This window comes from Cellulomonas sp. A375-1 (assembly GCF_001040865.1).
Lineage (GTDB): Bacteria > Actinomycetota > Actinomycetes > Actinomycetales > Cellulomonadaceae > Cellulomonas > Cellulomonas gelida.
Genome location: NZ_LFKW01000012.1, coordinates 23,759 through 41,144 on the forward strand (window position 1 = coordinate 23,759; position 17,386 = coordinate 41,144).

Consider the following 17,386-nt stretch of genomic DNA (forward strand, 5'->3'; position numbering starts at 1 on the left):
CCGGTCGCTTCATCGGCGGTCGCCGCACCCGACTTGAGCAGATCGCCCCAGGTACTTCGACCCCGGACCCACGCCGGAGACCAGGTCAGGCGACGACGCGCAGGATCTCCTCGATCGAGGTCTGACCCATGACGACCTTGTACCAGCCGTCGTTGCGGAGCGAGGTCATGCCCTGCTGCATGGCGGTGTTCGCGATGTCGGCGGCCGACGAGTGCGCGACGGCGTGCCGCTCGATCTCCTCGGTGACCCGCATGACCTCGTGCAGCGCGAGCCGTCCCTTGTAGCCGGTCTTGGAGCATGCCGTGCACCCGCCCGGCCGGAACAGCTCGGGCACGGGCTCCCCCGGGACCCACGGGAACCGTGCGGCCTCCATCTCCTCGACGGACGGCTGGTACGGCACCTTGCACTTCGAGCACAGGCGCCGCGCGAGGCGCTGGGCGACGACGCAGTCGAGCGCGGACCCGACGAGGAACGGCTCGATGCCCATCTCCGTCAGACGCGTCACGGCAGACGGGGCGTCGTTGGTGTGCAGCGTGGACAGCACGAGGTGTCCCGTGAGGGCTGCCTCGATGGCGATCTGCGCGGTCTCGTGGTCACGGATCTCACCGAGCAGCACCACGTCCGGGTCCGAGCGCAGGATCGACCGCAGCGCGGCCGCGAACGTGAGCCCGGCCTTCGGGTTGACCTGCACCTGGTTGATGCCCGCGAGGCGGTACTCGACCGGGTCCTCGACGGTGATCACGTTGATGTCCGGCTTGGAGACGGCGTTCAGCGTGGCGTACAGCGTCGTCGACTTCCCCGAGCCGGTGGGACCGGTGACCAGGATCATGCCGTAGGGCTTGGTGTACGACTCCTTGTACGTCTCGTAGTTGTGGTCGAGGAAGGACAGGTCGCGCAGGTCCAGGCTCGCGGTGGAGTTGTCGAGGATGCGCATGACGATCTTCTCGCCCCACACCGTCGGCAGCGTCGCCACGCGCAGGTCGATCTTGCGACCGTTGTGCACCACCGACATGCGGCCGTCCTGCGGCTTGCGCTTCTCGGCGATGTCGATGTCGCTCATGATCTTCACGCGGGAGATGACGCCGCCGGTGATGTTCTTGGGCGAGCGCTGCGTCTCGTGCAGCACGCCGTCGATGCGGTAGCGCACCCGCAGGTCGTGCTCGGACGGCTCGATGTGGATGTCCGAGGCGCGGTCGGTGATCGCCTGCGTCACGAGCAGGTTCACGTACCGCACGATCGGCGCGTCGTCGTCGACGAAGTCGCCCATCTTCGACAGGTCCGCCTCGGGCTCGACCTGCGCGTCCTCGAACGCCGACGAGAGGTTCTCCATCTCGCCGTCGGCACGCACGAACCGGTCGATCGCGCGCACGACGTTGTCGTAGGTCGCGATCACCGGGGTGACCTGCATCCCCGACATCGTGCGCACGTCGTCGACCGCCATGACGTTGCCCGGGTCCGCCGTCGCCAGGATCAGCACGCCGTTCTGGATGGCGATGGGCAGCACGCTGTACCGACGGCACAGCGCGCCGGGGACCATCGCGACCGCGGCGCGGTCCACGGGGTGCTCGTCGAGGTCGATGAACTGCATCCCGACCTGCGCGGCGAGCGCCTGGACGAGCTGGTTCTCCGTCAGCATCCCGAGCTCGACCAGCGTGCGCCCCAGGGACGTGCCCGACACGAGCTGCTCGTCGAGCGCAGACAGCAGCTGCGCCTCGGTGACCAGACCCTCTTCGAGCAGAATCTCGCCCAGCTGCTTCACAGCACCTCCCAGTGACACGACGGCCGTCATCGACCTATCGGCACCCGACCGACCGCGCCTGAGCAGAACGGGACGATCGATGGCGGGGCGGGTCGTGCGTCCGCCGTGGGGAGACCTCGTGCACGCCGGCCGTCCATCAGGGCGCTCCCAGACGGCGCGCGTATGCTCGCGCCAGTCCCCACGCCAGGAGCTCGTCATCAGCACCCCTGCACTCCCCCGCACCGCCGCGTCCCCCCGCGCGACCCGCCCCACGCTCGTCGTCGACCCGGCCCCAGACGCCGCCGCAGTCGCCCACGCCGCACGGCAGATCGGCGCCGAGGCGCGCCCGATCGTCCTCGTGCACGGCACGCGCACGTCGTCGGCCATCTGGGCGCCCCAGGTCGCCGAGCTCGAGCGACTCGGGCACGTCGCCGTCGCGATCGACCTTCCCGGGCACGGCGCGCGGTCCCACGAGCGGTTCACGCTCGAGGGCGCGCTCGAGGCCGTCGACGCGGCGGTCGCGGGCTGCTCGGCTCCCCCGCTGCTGGTCGGGCTCTCGCTCGGCGGGTACGTGACCCTCGCCTACGCCGGTCGCCACGAGGACCGCATCGCCGGCGTCGTCGCAGCGGGGTGCTCGACGCAGACCCGCGGGCCGCTGCTGCGCGGCTACAGCCGGGTCTCGACCGGTGTCACCCGCGCGCTGCGGCTCGGCGGCGGCTCGTGGCACGTCGTCACCGACATGCTGCGCGCCCTCGCCGCCTACTCGCCGCTGTCCGACCTGCGCCGTCTGACGCTGCCCGTCTGGCTCGTGAACGGTCGTCGCGACCCGCTGCGCCTCGAGGAGCGTCGCTACCTGCGCGCACACTCCGGCGCGCGGCTCACCGTGGTCCCCCGTGCCGGGCACGACGTCAACACGCACGCTCCCGACGCGTTCAACCGCGTCCTGGTGGACGCCCTGCGCGAGCTCGCGCCACCGCACACCCCCTGACGCTCGGGCCGTCCTGCGCGTACGACGACGGGCGCGTACGACGACGGGCCCGCCGCGCCGGTCACGTGGACCGGGCGACGGGCCCGTCGAGGTCAGGGCGTCAGGCGATGCGCTCGGACTCGTCGCCGATCTTGTGCACGACGATCGAGTTCGTCGAGCCCACCACGCCCACGGGCGCGCCGGACACGACCACCACGTAGTCACCGGTCTCGGCGAGACCGTTGGCCTGCAGCGTCTTGTCGACCTGGTCGACCATCTCGTCGGTGCTCGAGACGGTCGGGACCTGGTAGGTCTGCACGCCCCAGCTCAGCGAGAGCACGTTGCGCACCGACTCGACCGGCGTGAACGCGAGCAGCGGGATCGGCGAACGCAGGCGCGACATGCGCCGCGCCGAGTCGCCGGACTGCGTGAACGTGACGAGGTACTTCACGCCGATCCGCTCGCCGATCTCGGCGGCGGCACGGGTGATCGCGCCACCACGCGTGTGGGGCGTCGAGCCGAGCGGCGCGATGCGCTCGCGACCGAGCTGCTCGGTGGCCTCGATGATCCGAGCCATCGTGCGGACGGTCTCGATCGGGTAGTCACCCACGCTGGTCTCGCCCGAGAGCATGACCGCGTCGGCGCCGTCGAGCACGGCGTTGGCGCAGTCGGAGGCCTCGGCACGCGTCGGGCGGGGGTTCGTCGTCATCGACTCGAGCACCTGGGTGGCGACGATGACCGGCTTGGCGTTACGACGAGCGAGCTCGACGGCGCGCTTCTGCACGAGCGGGACCTGCTCGAGCGGCAGCTCCACACCCAGGTCGCCGCGGGCGACCATGATGCCGTCGAACGCCTGGACGATCTCGGCGAGGTTCTCGACGGCCTGCGGCTTCTCGATCTTGGCGACGACCGGGACGACCCGGCCCTCCTCCTCCATGATCTGGCGGACGCGGTCGTAGTCCGAGGCGGCCCGGACGAACGAGAGCGCGATGAAGTCGGCGCCCTGCGCCAGGCCCCAGCGCAGGTCGGCCTCGTCCTTGTCGCTCATGGCGGGGACGGACACGGCCACGCCGGGCAGGTTGAGGCCCTTGTTGTTGGAGACGGTGCCGGGCACCTCGACGCGCGTGACGACGTCGTTGCCGACGACCTCGATGACGCGGACGAGCACCTTGCCGTCGTCGATCAGGATCGGGTCGCCGGGCTTCACGTCGCCGATCAGGCCCTTGAACGTCGTCGAGACGCGCTCCTTGGTGCCCTCGACGTCGTCGACCGTGATGGTGAACGTGTCACCCACGGCGACGTCGTGCTTGCCCTCGATGAAACGGCCGAGGCGGATCTTGGGGCCCTGCAGGTCCACGAGGACCGCGACCGAGCGACCGGACGCCTGGGCGGCGGCACGGACGTTCTTGATGACCTTGGCGTGCTCCTCGGGCTCGCCGTGGCTCCGGTTGATCCGGGCGACGTCCATGCCGGCGTCGACCAGCGCCTGGATCATGTCGAGCGACTCCGTCGCCGGGCCAAGGGTGCAGACGATCTTTGCTCTACGCATGAAGGCGAGCCTATGCCTTTCGATGATTTGTGCTTGGGTCCGAACGTCCCGTCGGACCACCGAGGCCCGCGGGTAGGGGGGTCAGGGGCGAAGAGCCAGAGTGCTGGCTTCGACGGGGCTGGGGAGCTCCGTCGCACCTGACAGGTACGTGTCGACGGCGGCGGCCGCGGCGCGGCCCTCCGCGATCGCCCACACGACGAGTGACTGGCCGCGACCGGCATCCCCCGCGACGAACACGCCCGGCACCGCCGTGGCGAAGTCGTCGGAGCGGGCGAACGCACCGCGCGACGTGAGGCCGAGACCGAGCTGGGCGACCGCGGTCTGCGTCTCCGGGCCCGTGAAGCCCATGGCGACGAGCACCAGGTCGACGGGCAGCTCACGCTCGGTGCCCGCGGTCGGGACGCGACGTCCGTCCGGCAGGTACTGCGTGGTCGCCAGGCGCAGCGACGCGACGCGCGTGCCGGTCTCGTCGGGCTCGAAGGCCACCGTCGACGCGAGGTACGCGCGCTCGCCGCCCTCCTCGTGCGAGGACGAGACCTCGAACAGGATCGGGTCGGTCGGCCAGGGCTGGTTCGCCGGACGGTCCGTGGGCGGGCGCTTGCCGATCGCGAGCGTCGTGACGGAGGCCGCACCCTGACGCAGCGCGGTGCCGAGGCAGTCCGAGCCGGTGTCGCCGCCGCCGATGATGACCACGTGCTTGCCCTCGGCAGTGACCTGGTCCGCGACCGTCTTGCCCGCGGCCACGGCGTTCGCCGGGTGCAGGTAGTCCATCGCGAACATGACGCCCTCGAGGTCGTTGCCCGGCACGCTCAGCTCACGCGGCACCGTGGCACCGGTCGCGATGACGATCGCGTCGTAGCGCGCCTGCAGCTGCGCCCAGGTGAGGTCGCGACCGATCTCGACACCCGGGCGGAAGCGCGTGCCCTCGGCCTCCATCTGGGCCAGGCGACGGTCGATGTGGATCTTCTCGAGCTTGAAGTCCGGGACGCCGTAGCGCAGCAGCCCGCCGATCGCGTCGTCCCGCTCGTACACCGCGACCGTGTGGCCGGCGCGCGTGAGCTGCTGCGCGGCCGCCAGGCCCGCCGGGCCTGAGCCGACGACGGCGACCGTGTGCCCCGTGAGGCGCTGCGGCACCTGCGGCGTGACCAGGCCGCGGTCGAACGCCTCGTCGATGATCGAGACCTCGACGTTCTTGATCGTCACCGGCGGCTGGTTGATCCCGAGCACGCACGACGACTCGCACGGGGCCGGGCAGATGCGCCCGGTGAACTCGGGGAAGTTGTTGGTCGCGTGCAGGCGCTCGATCGCGTCGCCCCACTGGCCGCGCCACACGAGGTCGTTCCACTCGGGGATGAGGTTCCCGAGCGGGCACCCGTTGTGGCAGAACGGCACGCCGCAGTCCATGCACCGGCCGGCCTGCTCCCTGAGGAACGGCTGACCCTCCTCGAGGTGCGCGTGCACGTCCTTCCAGTCACGCAGCCGCACCTCGACGGGGCGGTTCGGCGGGAGCTCGCGCTCCCGCACCTTCAGAAAGCCACGGTGGTCAGCCACGGGCCACCTCCAGGATCTGGTCCCACACGCCGGGCGCCGCGGGGTCGAGGCCGTCGGCCTCGGCCTGCGCGAGCGCGCGTCGGACGCGTGCGTACTCGGTGGGCAGGAGACGGGTGAAGCGCGAGCGCCAGTCACCCTCGAGCAGCTCGGCGGCGACGGGCGAGCCCGTGTCCTGTGCGTACCGCACGAGGAGCGAGCCGACGAGCGCCGCGTCGTCGTCGTCGAGCGGCGTGAGCGAGAGCTCGCCCGAGCGCAGCGCGTCGACGTTCACGAGCTCGGGCTCGAGGTCGAGGACGTACGCCGTCCCGCCCGACATGCCGGCGCCGAAGTTGCGGCCCGTCCGGCCGAGGACGACGACCGTGCCGCCGGTCATGTACTCGCACGCGTGGTCGCCCACGCCCTCGACGACGAGCGTCGCGCCGGAGTTGCGCACCGCGAACCGCTCACCGGTCAGGCCGCGCAGGAACGCCTCGCCCGACGTCGCGCCGTAGCCGATCACGTTGCCCGCGATGACGTTGTGGCTCGACGAGAGCACCGAGCTGCGGTCCGGCCGGACGATCACGCGACCGCCGGACAGGCCCTTGGCGACGTAGTCGTTCGCGTCGCCGAACAGGCGCAGCGTGACGCCACGAGGCAGGAAGGCGCCGAACGACTGCCCGCCCGATCCCGTGAGCGTGACGTCGATGGTGTCGTCGGGCAGTCCCTGCCCGCCGTAGCGACGCGTGACCTCGTGCCCGAGCATCGTGCCGACCGTGCGGTTGACGTTGCGCACGGGCAGCGAGATGCGCACCGGCTCACCGCGCTCGAGCGCGTCGGCCGACAGCGCGATGAGGCGGTTGTCGAGCGCGCGGTCGAGACCGTGGTCCTGGTTCTTGGTGTGGTGCAGCGCCGATCCGGGCTTGGGCTGCGGCACCGCCAGGACGGGCGACAGGTCGAGACCCTCCGCCTTCCAGTGGTCGATCGCCGCACGCGTCTCGAGCAGCTCGACGTGGCCGACGGCCTCCTCGATCGAGCGGAAGCCGAGCGCGGCGAGGTGCTCGCGGACCTCGGTGGCGATGAACTCGAAGAACGCCTCGACGAACTCCGGCTTGCCCGAGAACCGCGCACGCAGCTCCGGGTTCTGGGTCGCGACGCCGACCGGGCAGGTGTCGAGGTGGCAGACGCGCATCATGATGCAGCCCGAGACGACCAGCGGCGCGGTCGCGAAGCCGAACTCCTCGGCGCCGAGCAGCGCACCGACCACCACGTCACGGCCGGTCTTGAGCTGACCGTCGACCTGCACCACGACCCGGTCGCGCAGGTCGTTCATGACGAGCGTCTGCTGCGTCTCGGCGAGGCCGATCTCCCACGGCGTGCCCGCGTGCTTGAGCGACGTGAGCGGGCTCGCGCCCGTCCCGCCGTCGTGCCCCGAGATCAGCACCACGTCCGAGTGCGCCTTGGCCACGCCGGCCGCGATCGTGCCGACGCCGAACTCCGAGACGAGCTTGGTGTGGATGCGTGCCCGCGGGTTCGCGTTCTTCGCGTCGTGGATGAGCTGCGCGAGGTCCTCGATCGAATAGATGTCGTGGTGCGGCGGCGGCGAGATCAGGCCGACGCCGGGCGTCGAGTGCCGGGTCTTGGCGATCCACGGGTACACCTTGTGGCCCGGCAGCTGACCACCCTCGCCTGGCTTGGCGCCCTGCGCGAGCTTGATCTGGATGTCGTCGGCGTTCGTCAGGTACTCCGAGGTGACGCCGAACCGGCCGGAGGCGATCTGCTTGATCGCGGAGCGCCGCTCGGGGTCGTGCAGGCGCTCGGGGTCCTCGCCGCCCTCGCCCGTGTTCGACTTGCCGCCGATCCGGTTCATCGCGACGGCCAGCGTCTCGTGCGCCTCGGCCGAGATCGAGCCGTAGGACATCGCACCCGTGCTGAACCGCTTGAGGATCTCGCTCACCGGCTCGACCTCGTCGAGCGGGACGGGCGCGCGCACGCCCTCCTTGAAGCTCAGCAGCCCGCGCAGCGTCATGAGGCGCTTGCTCTGCTCGTCGACGCGCTGCGTGTACTGGCGGAAGACGTCCATCTGCCGCGTGCGCGTCGCGTGCTGCAGGCGGAAGACCGTCTCAGGGTCGAACAGGTGGTCCTCACCGTCGCGGCGCCACTGGTACTCGCCACCGACCGCGAGGCGCTGGTGCGGCTGCCGGTTCCCGGACGCCGGGTACGCGTCGGCGTGCCGCGCCGCGACCTCGGCCGCGATCACGTCGAGGCCGATGCCCCCGAGCCGGCTCGTCGTGCCGGTGAAGTACCGGTCGACGAGCGGCTGCGACAGCCCGATCGCCTCGAACACCTGCGCGCCGCGGTAGGACGCGATCGTCGAGATGCCCATCTTGGACATGACCTTCAGGACGCCCTTGCCGAGCGCCTTGATGAGGTTCTTGACCGCCTTCTCCGGGCCGACCTCACCGAGGTACCCGTTGCGGGCGAGCTCCTCGACCGTCTCCATCGCGAGGTACGGGTTCACCGCGGCCGCGCCGTAGCCGATGAGCAGCGCGACGTGGTGCACCTCGCGCACGTCGCCTGCCTCGACGACGAGCGAGATCTGGGTCCGCGTGTGCCGGCGCAGCGTGTGGTGGTGCACGGCGCTCAGGAGCAGCAGCGACGGGATCGGCGCGAGCTCGGCGTCCGAGTTGCGGTCGGAGAGCACGACGAAGCTGACGCCGTCGGCGACCGCGCGGTCGACCTCGGCGAAGATCTCCTCGAGCCGCGCCTCGAGGGCTGCTCCCCCGCCGGACGCCTTGTACAGGCCGCGGATCGTCGTCGCGCGGAAGCCGTGCCTCGGCTCCTTGTGGACGTGCACGATCTTGGCGAGCTGGTCGTTGTCGAGCACCGGGAACGGCAGGACGAGCTTGCGCGCGTGCTCCGGGCCGTCGGCCAGCAGGTTCGGCTCGGGACCGATCGCACCACCGATCGCGGTGACGAGCTCCTCGCGGATCGCGTCCAACGGCGGGTTCGTGACCTGCGCGAACATCTGGGTGAAGTAGTCGAACAGGAGCCGCGGGCGCTGCGAGAGCACCGCGACCGGCGTGTCGGAGCCCATCGCGCCGAGCGGCTCGGCGCCGTTCGCCGCCATCGGCGTCAGGAGGACCTTGAGCTCCTCCTCGGTGTAGCCGAACGCACGCTGCCGCCGGCGGACCGAGGCCGCCGAGTGGGCGACGTGGTCACGCTCGGGCAGCTGCTCGAGGTAGACCGAGTTCTCCTGCACCCACTGCGCGTAGGGCCGCTGCGCGGCGAGGCTCGCCATGACCTCGGAGTCCGCGACGATCCGGCCCTGACCGGTGTCGACGAGGAAGAACAGGCCCGGCTCGAGGCGGCCCTTCGCGACGATCGACGCGGGGTCGAGGTCGAGCACGCCCGCCTCGGACGCGCAGACGACGAGACCGTCCTCGGTCACCCAGTACCGACCCGGGCGCAGCCCGTTGCGGTCCTGCACGGCACCGATGAGCGTCCCGTCGGTGAACGTCATGGCGGCCGGCCCGTCCCACGGCTCCATGAGCGTGGAGTGGTACTCGAAGAACGCGCGCGTGGACGGGTCCATCTGCGCGTGGTTCTCCCACGGCTCCGGGATCATCATCATGACCGCGTGCGGCAGGGACCGGCCCGAGAGGTGGAGCAGCTCGAGCACCTCGTCGAAGCTGCCCGAGTCCGACCCACCCGGGGTACAGACGGGCAGCAGCGGCGCCAGGTCACCCAGCTCCTCGGACGCGAGCATGCCCTCGCGCGCCGCCATCCAGTTGCGGTTGCCGCGCACCGTGTTGATCTCGCCGTTGTGCGCGACCATCCGGAACGGCTGCGCGAGCGGCCAGGACGGGAACGTGTTGGTCGAGAAGCGCGAGTGCACGAGCGCGATCTCGGAGGCGTACCGCGGGTCCGACAGGTCGGCGAAGAACGGCTCGAGCTGGCCGGTCGTCAGCATGCCCTTGTAGGTGATGGTGCGCGCAGACAGCGACGCGAAGTACACGCCGTGCTCGCGCTCCGCGCGCTTGCGCAGGCGGTAGGCCCGCCGGTCCAGCGCGATCCCCGACAGCTCCCGCGACGGGTCCGCGACGACGAGCTGACGGAACACGGGCATCGACGCGCGTGCGGTCGGGCCCACGAGGTCGGCCGTCACGACGACGTCGCGCCAGGCCAGGACGTCGAGCTTCTCCTCGGCCGCGACCGCCTCGACGGCGGCGACGACCGCGGCGCGCTCGGCCTCGTCCTGCGGCAGGAAGGCCATGCCGATGGCGTAGTAGCCGACCGGCGGCAGGTCGGCGTCGACCACGTCGCGCAGGAACGCGTCGGGGATCTGGGTGAGGATGCCCGCGCCGTCACCGGAGTCCTCCTCGGCGCCGACGGCGCCGCGGTGGTCGAGGTTGAGCAGGGCGGTCAGGCCGGCGTCGACGATGTCGCGTCCGGGCGTCCCGCGCAGCGTCGCGACGAACGCGAAGCCGCAGGCGTCGTGCTCGGCCGACGCGTCGTACAGGGGGTACGACGCGGGGTCGAGCGACGTGCTCGGCAGACCGCTGGGCGACGTCATCTCTACCGTCCTCACAGTGCCCCGGAACGGACCGGGGCTCGCACGAAAACATGGGGGGATCGGGACGTCGTCGGCCCTTGTGCTGGGCGACGATACAACCCGTCGGAACGGGGAGCCGCATCGCCCTGTGTGACCTGGCTCACAGGGAGCTGGTCGGTTCTCAGGCGGTCCGCGCCTGCCGTCACGTGGCCAGGCGACCGTCCTCGTCGTCCGCCGGGACAGGGGCCTCGTCGGCCTCCGCGCCCTGCGGGACGTCCTCGCGCTGGTCCTCCTGCTGCGAGGGGGGTACCTCCAGGCCGTCCAGCGTCACGGTCGATTCACGTCCGGGATGGCGACGTCCGACCAGGATGAACGCTACCAGCGCGCCGAGGCCCACCAGGATCGACGTCCAGACGTTGAGGCGCAGCCCGAGGAAGCCGTGCGCGGGGTCGATCCGCAGCGCCTCGATCCACAGCCGTCCCGAGGTGTAGACGACGACGTAGAGCCAGAACACGCGGCCGTGGCCCAGCCGGAACCGGCGGTCCGCCCACACCAGCAGCGCGGCACCGAGCAGGTTCCACACCATCTCGTACAGGAACGTCGGGTGGAACAGGGTCCCGGCGGGGTGCCCCGCCGCGACCGCTACCGCGTCGTCGACGCGCAGGCCCCACGGCAGCGTCGTCGGACCGCCGAAGAGCTCCTGGTTGAACCAGTTGCCGAGCCGTCCGACCGCCTGGGCGACCAGCAAGCCGGGGGCCAGGGCGTCGGCGAACACCGTCAGCCGCACACCGAGGCGACGGCAGCCGATCCACGCACCGACCGCACCGAGCGCCACCGCGCCCCAGATGCCGAGTCCGCCCTCCCAGATCGCGAACGCCTTCCAGGGGTCACCGCCCTTGCCGAAGTACGCGTCCGGCGACGTGATCAGGTGGTAGATGCGACCGCCGAGGATGCCGAACGGCACCGCCCAGAACGCGATCTCCACCACCTGGTCGGGATCCCCGCCCCGCTCCTTCCACCGCCGCTGCGTGATGAGCACGGCGGCGACGATGCCGATGAGGATCGCGATCGCGTAGGCCCGCACCGGGAACGGCCCCAGGTGCCACACGCCCTGGGACGGGCTGGGGATCGCCGCGGGCACGCTCGCCAGGAGCGCGGACGCGGTCATCGGCCGGCTCCGCGAGACGTCGTGCGGTCCGCCGCACGCACGCCCGCGGCGAGCTCGGACGTCAGCGTCGCGAGCCGGTCCAGGCCCGTCTTCTCGTCGGGGGCGTCCACGAGCGCTCGCACGAGGGCGGAGCCCACGATCACCCCGTCGGCATACGTCGCGACCTGCGTCGCCTGCTCGGGCGTCGAGACGCCGACACCGACGCAGACCCGCGCGGCGCCGGCCGCACGCGTGTCGGCCACGAGCTGCTGCGCGCGCGCGCCGACCGTGGCCCGCTCCCCCGTGACGCCCATCGTCGAGGCCGCGTAGACGAAGCCGCGGGACGCCGCGGCGGTGCTCGCGAGCCGCTCGGGCGTCGAGCTCGGCGCCACGAGGAACACGCGGTCCAGCCCGTGCGCGTCGGACGCGGCGATCCACTCCTGCGCCTCGTCGGGGATGAGATCCGGCGTGATGAGCCCCGCGCCGCCTGCGGCGGCGAGATCGCGCGCGTACGCCTCGACGCCGTAGCGCAGGACGAGGTTCCAGTACGTCATGACGAGGATCGGCGCGCCGCGCCCGGCCGTCTGCTCGACCGCCGCCAGGGTGTCGCGCACGCGCGTGCCGCCCTGCAGCGCGTGGTCCACCGCGCGCTGGATGATCGGACCGTCCATGACCGGGTCCGTGTAGGGCATGCCGAGCTCGACGACGTCAGCGCCCGCGTCGATCAGCGTGCGGACCGCGTCGACCGATCCCGGCACGGAGGGGTAGCCGACGGGGAGGTAGCCCACCAGCGCGGCACGGCCCTGCTCCGCGAGCCCGTCGAGCAGGGGCCCGCAGGTGGCACCTGCCGCGCTCGTCGTCGCCTCCACCGCGCTCACCGGTCTCCCTCGCCGTCGTTCTCGTCCAGCAGGCCGAACCACGCAGCGGCCGTGGCCACGTCCTTGTCGCCGCGACCCGACAGGTTCACCAGGATCACGGGCTCGTCGGACCACCGCGCCGCCTGCGGACCCAGCTGGATCGCGCCCGCGAGGGCGTGCGCCGACTCGATCGCCGGGATGATGCCCTCGGTGCGGCACAGCAGCCGGAAGGCCTCCATCGCCTCGTCGTCCGAGACGGGCAGGTAGGTCGCGCGGCCGATGTCGTGCAGCCACGAGTGCTCGGGACCGACGCTCGGGTAGTCGAGACCCGCCGAGACCGAATGGCTGGGGATCGTCTGGCCGTCCTCGTCCTGCAGCAGGTAGGAACGGGCTCCGTGCAGCACGCCGGGCGCACCGCCCTGGAAGCGCGCAGCGTGGTCGCCGTGACCGAGCCCCCGACCACCCGCCTCGAAGCCGAACAGGCGGACGCCCTCGTCGTCGAGGAACGCGTTGAAGATGCCCATCGCGTTGGACCCGCCGCCCACGCAGGCCACCACCGCGTCGGGCAGGCGCCCGATCTCGGCCAGCAGCTGCGCGCGGGCCTCCTCGCCGATGACCTTGTGGAAGTCGCGCACCATCTCGGGGAAGGGGTGTGGCCCCGTCACGGTGCCGAGCAGGTAGTGCGTGGTCTCGACGTTCGCGACCCAGTCCCGCAGCGCCTCGTTGATCGCGTCCTTGAGCGTCCGCGTGCCGATCGTCACGGGCACGACCTCGGCGCCCAGCAGGCGCATGCGCGCCACGTTGAGCGCCTGGCGCTGCGTGTCCTCCTCGCCCATGTAGACCGTGCACTCGAGGCCCAGCAGCGCAGCCGCCGTGGCGGTCGCGACGCCGTGCTGCCCCGCCCCGGTCTCGGCGATCACGCGGGTCTTGCCGAGGCGCTTGACCAGCAGCGCCTGGCCGAGCACGTTGTTGATCTTGTGCGAGCCGGTGTGGTTCAGGTCCTCACGCTTGAGGAACACCCGCGCGCCGCCGCCGACGTGCGCCGCGAACCGCGGCACCTCGGTCAGCGGGCTCGGCCGTCCCGTGTACGTGCGGTGCAGGCGTGCGAGCTCGGCGCCGAACGCCGGGTCGGCCAACGCCTTGTGGTACGCCGTGTCGAGCTCGTCCAGCGCGGCGATGAGCGCCTCCGGGACGAACCTGCCGCCGAACTCACCCCAGTACGGCCCGACGTGCGTCGCGAGCGATCCGACGCGCTCCTCCTGACCGGGCACGAGCGGGCGACCGCCCACGTCCGCCGTCACTGGCGCACCGCGCGCAGCGACGGGTGGGCACCTGCGGCGACGAGGTCGGCGACCGAGCGGCGGGGCGCGTCGTCCGTGACGAGCGCCTCCCCCACGAGCACCGCGTCGGCGCCCGCACGGGCGTAGTCCATGACGTCGTGCGGGCCGCGCACGCCGGACTCCGCGATCTTGACGATGTAGGACGGGATCGACGGCGCGACGCGCGCGAACGTGCCGCGGTCGACCTCCAGGGAGCGCAGGTCGCGAGCGTTCACGCCGATGACCCGGGCGCCCGCGTCGACCGCGCGCGCCACCTCGTCCTCGTCGTGCACCTCCACGAGCGCCGTCATGCCGAGCGAGTGCACCCGCTCGACGAGCGACTCCAGCACGGTCTGCTCGAGCGCGGCGACGATCAGCAGGCACAGGTCGGCACCGTGCGCCCGCGCCTCCCACACCTGGTACGGCGTCACGACGAAGTCCTTGCGCAGCACCGGGATGTCCACCCGCGCCCGCACGGCGTCGAGGTCGGCGAGCGACCCGTTGAACCGCCGCTCCTCGGTGAGGACCGAGATCGCGGCGGCACCGCCGGTCTCGTACTCGGCGGCCAGGGCTGCCGGGTCCGAGATCGCGGCGAGCTCGCCCTTCGACGGGCTCGAGCGCTTCACCTCGGCGATCACCGTGACGGCGTCCTCGACCCGCAGCCGCGCGACGGCGTCGATCGCCGACGGCCTGCGAGCCGCCAGCTCCTTGACCTGCGCCAGCGGCGTGAGAGCCTCTCGTGCGGCCAGGTCCTCCCGGACACCGGCGACGATCTCGTCGAGCACGCTCATGGCAGCCTCACCCCTCGTTCACGACCCCGGGGAACCCCACGGCACTGCGGCGCGTGCGGGTCCTCTCACCGTCATCGTAGAGGGGCCCGAGAGTGACCCCGAACACGGCCCGCCTGGTGGACCCCGGGACCCGGGAACGCCCGGACGGGCTCAGGGGGACGTCTGCCAGACCGACAGCAGGCCGACGATCGCGATGAGCACCCCGACGCCGGACAGGATCGTGCCGATCCAGCCCGTGACGATGCCACCGGTGGCGAGGCTCTCGTTGTTCGCCTCACCCGCGGCGACCGCGCGCTTGGCGTTGTTCCCGACGATGATCGCGGGGATGCCGGAGAAGAACCCGCACAGCACGATGCTCGCGATGCCGAGCACGAGTGACCAGACACCCAGGCTGTTCTTCGGCAGCGTGGCCGGGTAGCCACCCGCGTAGCCCGGGGCCTGCCCGTACGCGGGCGCCTGGCCGTAGGCCGGAGGCTGCCCGTACGCGGGCGGCTGGCCGTAGGCGGGTGCCTGACCGTACGCGGGCGGCTGGCCGTAGGCGGGAGCCTGCCCGTACGCGGGCGGCTGGCCGTAGGAGGGGGCCGCACCGGGCTCGGGCACCGCGGGGGACGACGCGCCCTCGGGCGGCGGGGCGTACGGCGACGAGCCGGCACCCGGCTCGCTCGGCTGCTGCGGGTCGGTGGGCTGGTCCGGCGTGCTCATCAGGCGTTCTCCCGTTCGGATCTCAGGACGGCTCTCTCAGGTCACACTCTGCCAGGCCGGGCCCCTGCGACGCGGGAGCGCGCCGGTCAGGGTGCGAGGACCTCGAAGCCCGGCAGGTTGCGCAGCACGCCGAACCCGACGAGGAGCACGAGCAGCAGCCAGGCCGACCACGAGGGCAGCACGGGCGCGCCGCGCCCGCGGCTCACCCGCACGACCCACCAGAACCACAGACCCACCAGCACCGGCACCATCGAGACCCACAGCGGGTTCATCGACCAGGCGGCCGCGAGATCGCCGTGCGCGAGGTCGTGCGTCGCCCGCAGACCGCCGCAGGCGGGGCACGCCAACCCCGTCACGGCGGCCAACGGGCAGAACCCGTAGCTGCCCGACTGGTGCGGGTCACGGACCGCCAGGACGAGGGTCGCGACACCGACGACGCCCGCCGTCAGCGCAGGGCCGCGCCACGCGCGCACGTCGCGTCGGACGCGGTGCTCGACCGTGCTCACGTGCGCCCCCTCCCGATGCATCCGGAGACCGACCTAGAACCCGCTCGAGCTCAGCGAGTTGGCTCCGCGGGCGACGAACGTCAGGACGGTCAGGCCGACGCCGACCCACCCCAGCACGACGCCCGCCTTCGCCGCGCCGAGGTTGACGGGCAGGCCGCGCGCGGCCGACGCCTTCGCCCGGCCACCCACCACGATCGCCCCGATCGCCGCACCGAGCGCCGGGAACGTGCACGCGCAGGCGAGCACGACACTCAGGATGCCCAGCACGAGCGCCCAGGTCGAGAGCGAGCCGCTCGAGCTGCCCGGCCCGGCGGGATGCTGCGGAGCGCCGTACGCGGGCGGAGCGCCGTACGCGGGCGGAGCGCCGTACGCGGGCGGTGGCCCGTAGGCAGGCGGTGGGCCGTAGGCAGGTGGTGGGCCGTAGGGCGACTGCCCGGGCTGGCCGGAGCCCGCGCCGTACGCGGGCGGCGTCCCGTAGGGCGGGGGCGTCCCGTACGTCGGCGACGTGCCGTAGCCGGCGGGCGGGCCGTACGCGGGAGCGTCGTGCGCCGGGCTCGGCGGCGGTGTCCCGTACTCCGGGATGCTCGATCCGGGCAGGGCAGTCGGCGGTTCCTCGGACCCCCGCTCACCGGACGCCTGCTCACCGGACACGTGCCCACCGGGCACGTGGTGACCGGGCGCCTCGCCGGCACGCGACTGGCCCGCGGGCGACGACAGGTCCGCCACGGCGGCCCCGAACGTCGCGGGCGCCTGGTAGCCCGGGGGCGCGGTGTACGTCGGCGGCGGCTCGTACGCCGGCGGGGCGGTGTAGGCCGCCGAGCCGGTCTCCGGACCGGGGCCGGGCGCCTCGGCACCCGCGACCTCAGCCTTGGCTGTCTCGACCTTCGCTGGCTCGACCTTCGCGACCTCGGGCTCCGACGGCACGAGCTCCGACGGCTCGAGCAACGGCGGCTCGGGCTCCGACGGGTCGGCGAGAGGCCTGGACGGGTCCAGCGGTGCGGACGGCTCTTGTGGCTCGTCGGGGCTGGGCGGCTGCGCAGGAGTGCTCATCTGTCCTCTTCGTCGGGGAACACGATCACGCCGACCGACCGGGCGCGACCGGACCGCGTCCGCGCCCTACCGGCCGTCCGCCCAGAGCTCAGTGACCACCGCGGGCCGACTGCTTGGCGAGGGTCGCGGCGCCGCCCTGGCCGTAGCCGAGGACCTGCAGCACCTTGCCGATCACGATCCCGAGCACGCACACCCCGAGCCCGGCCCACACGAGCCAGACCTGGGCGAAGACCATCGCCAGAGCGGCGATCACGGCGCCCGCGACGACCACCCAGGTGGTGGTCCACGCCGCCACGGTGTGCCCGTGGTTCGTCGGCGGAGCGCTCGGCGGCAGGTGCACCGCCTCGGTGACGGTGGGGTTCTGCGCGCGGTGCGCGAGGGTGTTGTCGGCCATGGTCGACCCTTCTCCAGTGGTTCTGCGCTCACCCTAGCGTGCAGGCCAGGGCGCTTCGTGGCACGTCCGCTGCGACGGTGGACACACGCCTGCGTACCGGGTCACGCGGTGTCAGTGGGGCTCGTCGTCCGCCTGCTCGGTCGGGTCGTCGCCGCGCGACAGCGCGTCCCACTGGTCCCGCTCGTCGACCGGCCTGGCAGCACGCGCCGTCGACCCCGCCGCCGCGCCGTCGCGAGCACCCGTGGCGGCTGCCCCAGCGGTCCGGTCGTGCCGTCCCGCGCCGG

13 protein-coding genes are annotated in these 17,386 nt (G+C 72.4%); 1 reads left to right on the forward strand and 12 read right to left on the reverse strand.

Annotation, left to right across the window (positions count from 1 at the left end):
• Positions 1–85: 85 nt before the first annotated feature.
• Positions 86–1,759 carry a GspE/PulE family protein gene (locus CWIS_RS01350; protein WP_048341434.1) on the reverse strand — a complete coding sequence of 558 codons (1,674 nt, stop codon included), beginning with the start codon at positions 1,757–1,759 and terminating at the stop codon, positions 86–88.
• 79 nt (positions 1,760–1,838) lie between these two features.
• On the opposite strand from CWIS_RS01350, the gene CWIS_RS01355 reads away from it, so the two are divergent.
• Positions 1,839–2,726, forward strand: a complete 888-nt coding sequence (locus CWIS_RS01355) for an alpha/beta fold hydrolase (RefSeq protein ID WP_082156129.1) — start codon at positions 1,839–1,841, stop codon at positions 2,724–2,726.
• A gap of 100 nt (positions 2,727–2,826) precedes the next feature.
• On the opposite strand, the gene pyk is transcribed toward CWIS_RS01355, so the two are convergent.
• The 11 genes from pyk to CWIS_RS01410 form a co-directional block, all read right to left on the reverse strand.
• Entirely contained in the window at positions 2,827–4,254 is a 1,428-nt protein-coding gene (gene pyk, locus CWIS_RS01360) for a pyruvate kinase (RefSeq protein WP_048341435.1), read from the reverse strand.
• An 81-nt stretch (positions 4,255–4,335) separates the two neighbouring features.
• Positions 4,336–5,805, reverse strand: a complete 1,470-nt coding sequence (locus CWIS_RS01365; RefSeq protein ID WP_048341436.1) for a glutamate synthase subunit beta — start codon at positions 5,803–5,805, stop codon at positions 4,336–4,338.
• Positions 5,798–10,357 (reverse strand): glutamate synthase large subunit, encoded by a 4,560-nt coding sequence (gltB, locus tag CWIS_RS01370; RefSeq protein ID WP_048341437.1) that lies wholly within the window; start codon positions 10,355–10,357, stop codon positions 5,798–5,800. The genes CWIS_RS01365 and gltB overlap by 8 nt, the downstream gene beginning before the upstream one ends.
• A 181-nt stretch (positions 10,358–10,538) precedes the next feature.
• Positions 10,539–11,504, reverse strand: coding sequence for a prolipoprotein diacylglyceryl transferase (lgt, locus tag CWIS_RS01375; RefSeq protein WP_048341438.1), 966 nt, complete (start codon positions 11,502–11,504; stop codon positions 10,539–10,541).
• A complete protein-coding gene (gene trpA / locus CWIS_RS01380; RefSeq protein ID WP_141368527.1) occupies positions 11,501–12,352 on the reverse strand; it encodes a tryptophan synthase subunit alpha in 852 nt (283 codons plus the stop codon). The genes lgt and trpA overlap by 4 nt, the downstream gene beginning before the upstream one ends.
• Positions 12,353–12,357: 5 nt before the next feature.
• A complete protein-coding gene (gene trpB / locus CWIS_RS01385) occupies positions 12,358–13,611 on the reverse strand; it encodes a tryptophan synthase subunit beta (RefSeq protein ID WP_048341445.1) in 1,254 nt (417 codons plus the stop codon).
• A gap of 26 nt (positions 13,612–13,637) precedes the next feature.
• Positions 13,638–14,450: an indole-3-glycerol phosphate synthase TrpC gene (trpC, locus tag CWIS_RS01390; protein ID WP_048341440.1), complete on the reverse strand. Its 813-nt coding sequence runs from the start codon at positions 14,448–14,450 to the stop codon at positions 13,638–13,640.
• Between the two features lie 150 nt (positions 14,451–14,600).
• Positions 14,601–15,152, reverse strand: coding sequence for a DUF4190 domain-containing protein (locus CWIS_RS01395; RefSeq protein WP_048341441.1), 552 nt, complete (start codon positions 15,150–15,152; stop codon positions 14,601–14,603).
• Positions 15,153–15,238: 86 nt separating this feature from the next.
• On the reverse strand, positions 15,239–15,658 hold the full coding sequence (locus tag CWIS_RS01400) for a DUF2752 domain-containing protein (RefSeq protein WP_229747527.1): 420 nt from the start codon (positions 15,656–15,658) through the stop codon (positions 15,239–15,241).
• Positions 15,659–15,691: 33 nt separating this feature from the next.
• On the reverse strand, positions 15,692–16,708 hold the full coding sequence (locus CWIS_RS18560; protein WP_197080740.1) for a hypothetical protein: 1,017 nt from the start codon (positions 16,706–16,708) through the stop codon (positions 15,692–15,694).
• A gap of 88 nt (positions 16,709–16,796) precedes the next feature.
• Positions 16,797–17,102: an HGxxPAAW family protein gene (locus tag CWIS_RS01410; RefSeq protein WP_048341442.1), complete on the reverse strand. Its 306-nt coding sequence runs from the start codon at positions 17,100–17,102 to the stop codon at positions 16,797–16,799.
• Between the last annotated feature and the right edge of the window lie 284 nt (positions 17,103–17,386).

Excerpts from the sequence above, each read along its gene's own strand:
- CWIS_RS01395 (WP_048341441.1), bottom strand. The coding sequence starts at position 15,152 with ATGAGCACGCCGGACCAGCCCACCGACCCGCAGCAGCCGAGCGAGCCG.
- lgt (WP_048341438.1), bottom strand. The coding sequence starts at position 11,504 with ATGACCGCGTCCGCGCTCCTGGCGAGCGTGCCCGCGGCGATCCCCAGC.
- CWIS_RS01410 (WP_048341442.1), bottom strand. The coding sequence starts at position 17,102 with ATGGCCGACAACACCCTCGCGCACCGCGCGCAGAACCCCACCGTCACC.
- pyk (WP_048341435.1), bottom strand. The coding sequence starts at position 4,254 with ATGCGTAGAGCAAAGATCGTCTGCACCCTTGGCCCGGCGACGGAGTCG.
- CWIS_RS18560 (WP_197080740.1), bottom strand. The coding sequence starts at position 16,708 with ATGAGCACTCCTGCGCAGCCGCCCAGCCCCGACGAGCCACAAGAGCCG.
- CWIS_RS01355 (WP_082156129.1), top strand. The coding sequence starts at position 1,839 with ATGGCGGGGCGGGTCGTGCGTCCGCCGTGGGGAGACCTCGTGCACGCC.
- gltB (WP_048341437.1), bottom strand. The coding sequence starts at position 10,357 with ATGACGTCGCCCAGCGGTCTGCCGAGCACGTCGCTCGACCCCGCGTCG.
- trpC (WP_048341440.1), bottom strand. The coding sequence starts at position 14,450 with ATGAGCGTGCTCGACGAGATCGTCGCCGGTGTCCGGGAGGACCTGGCC.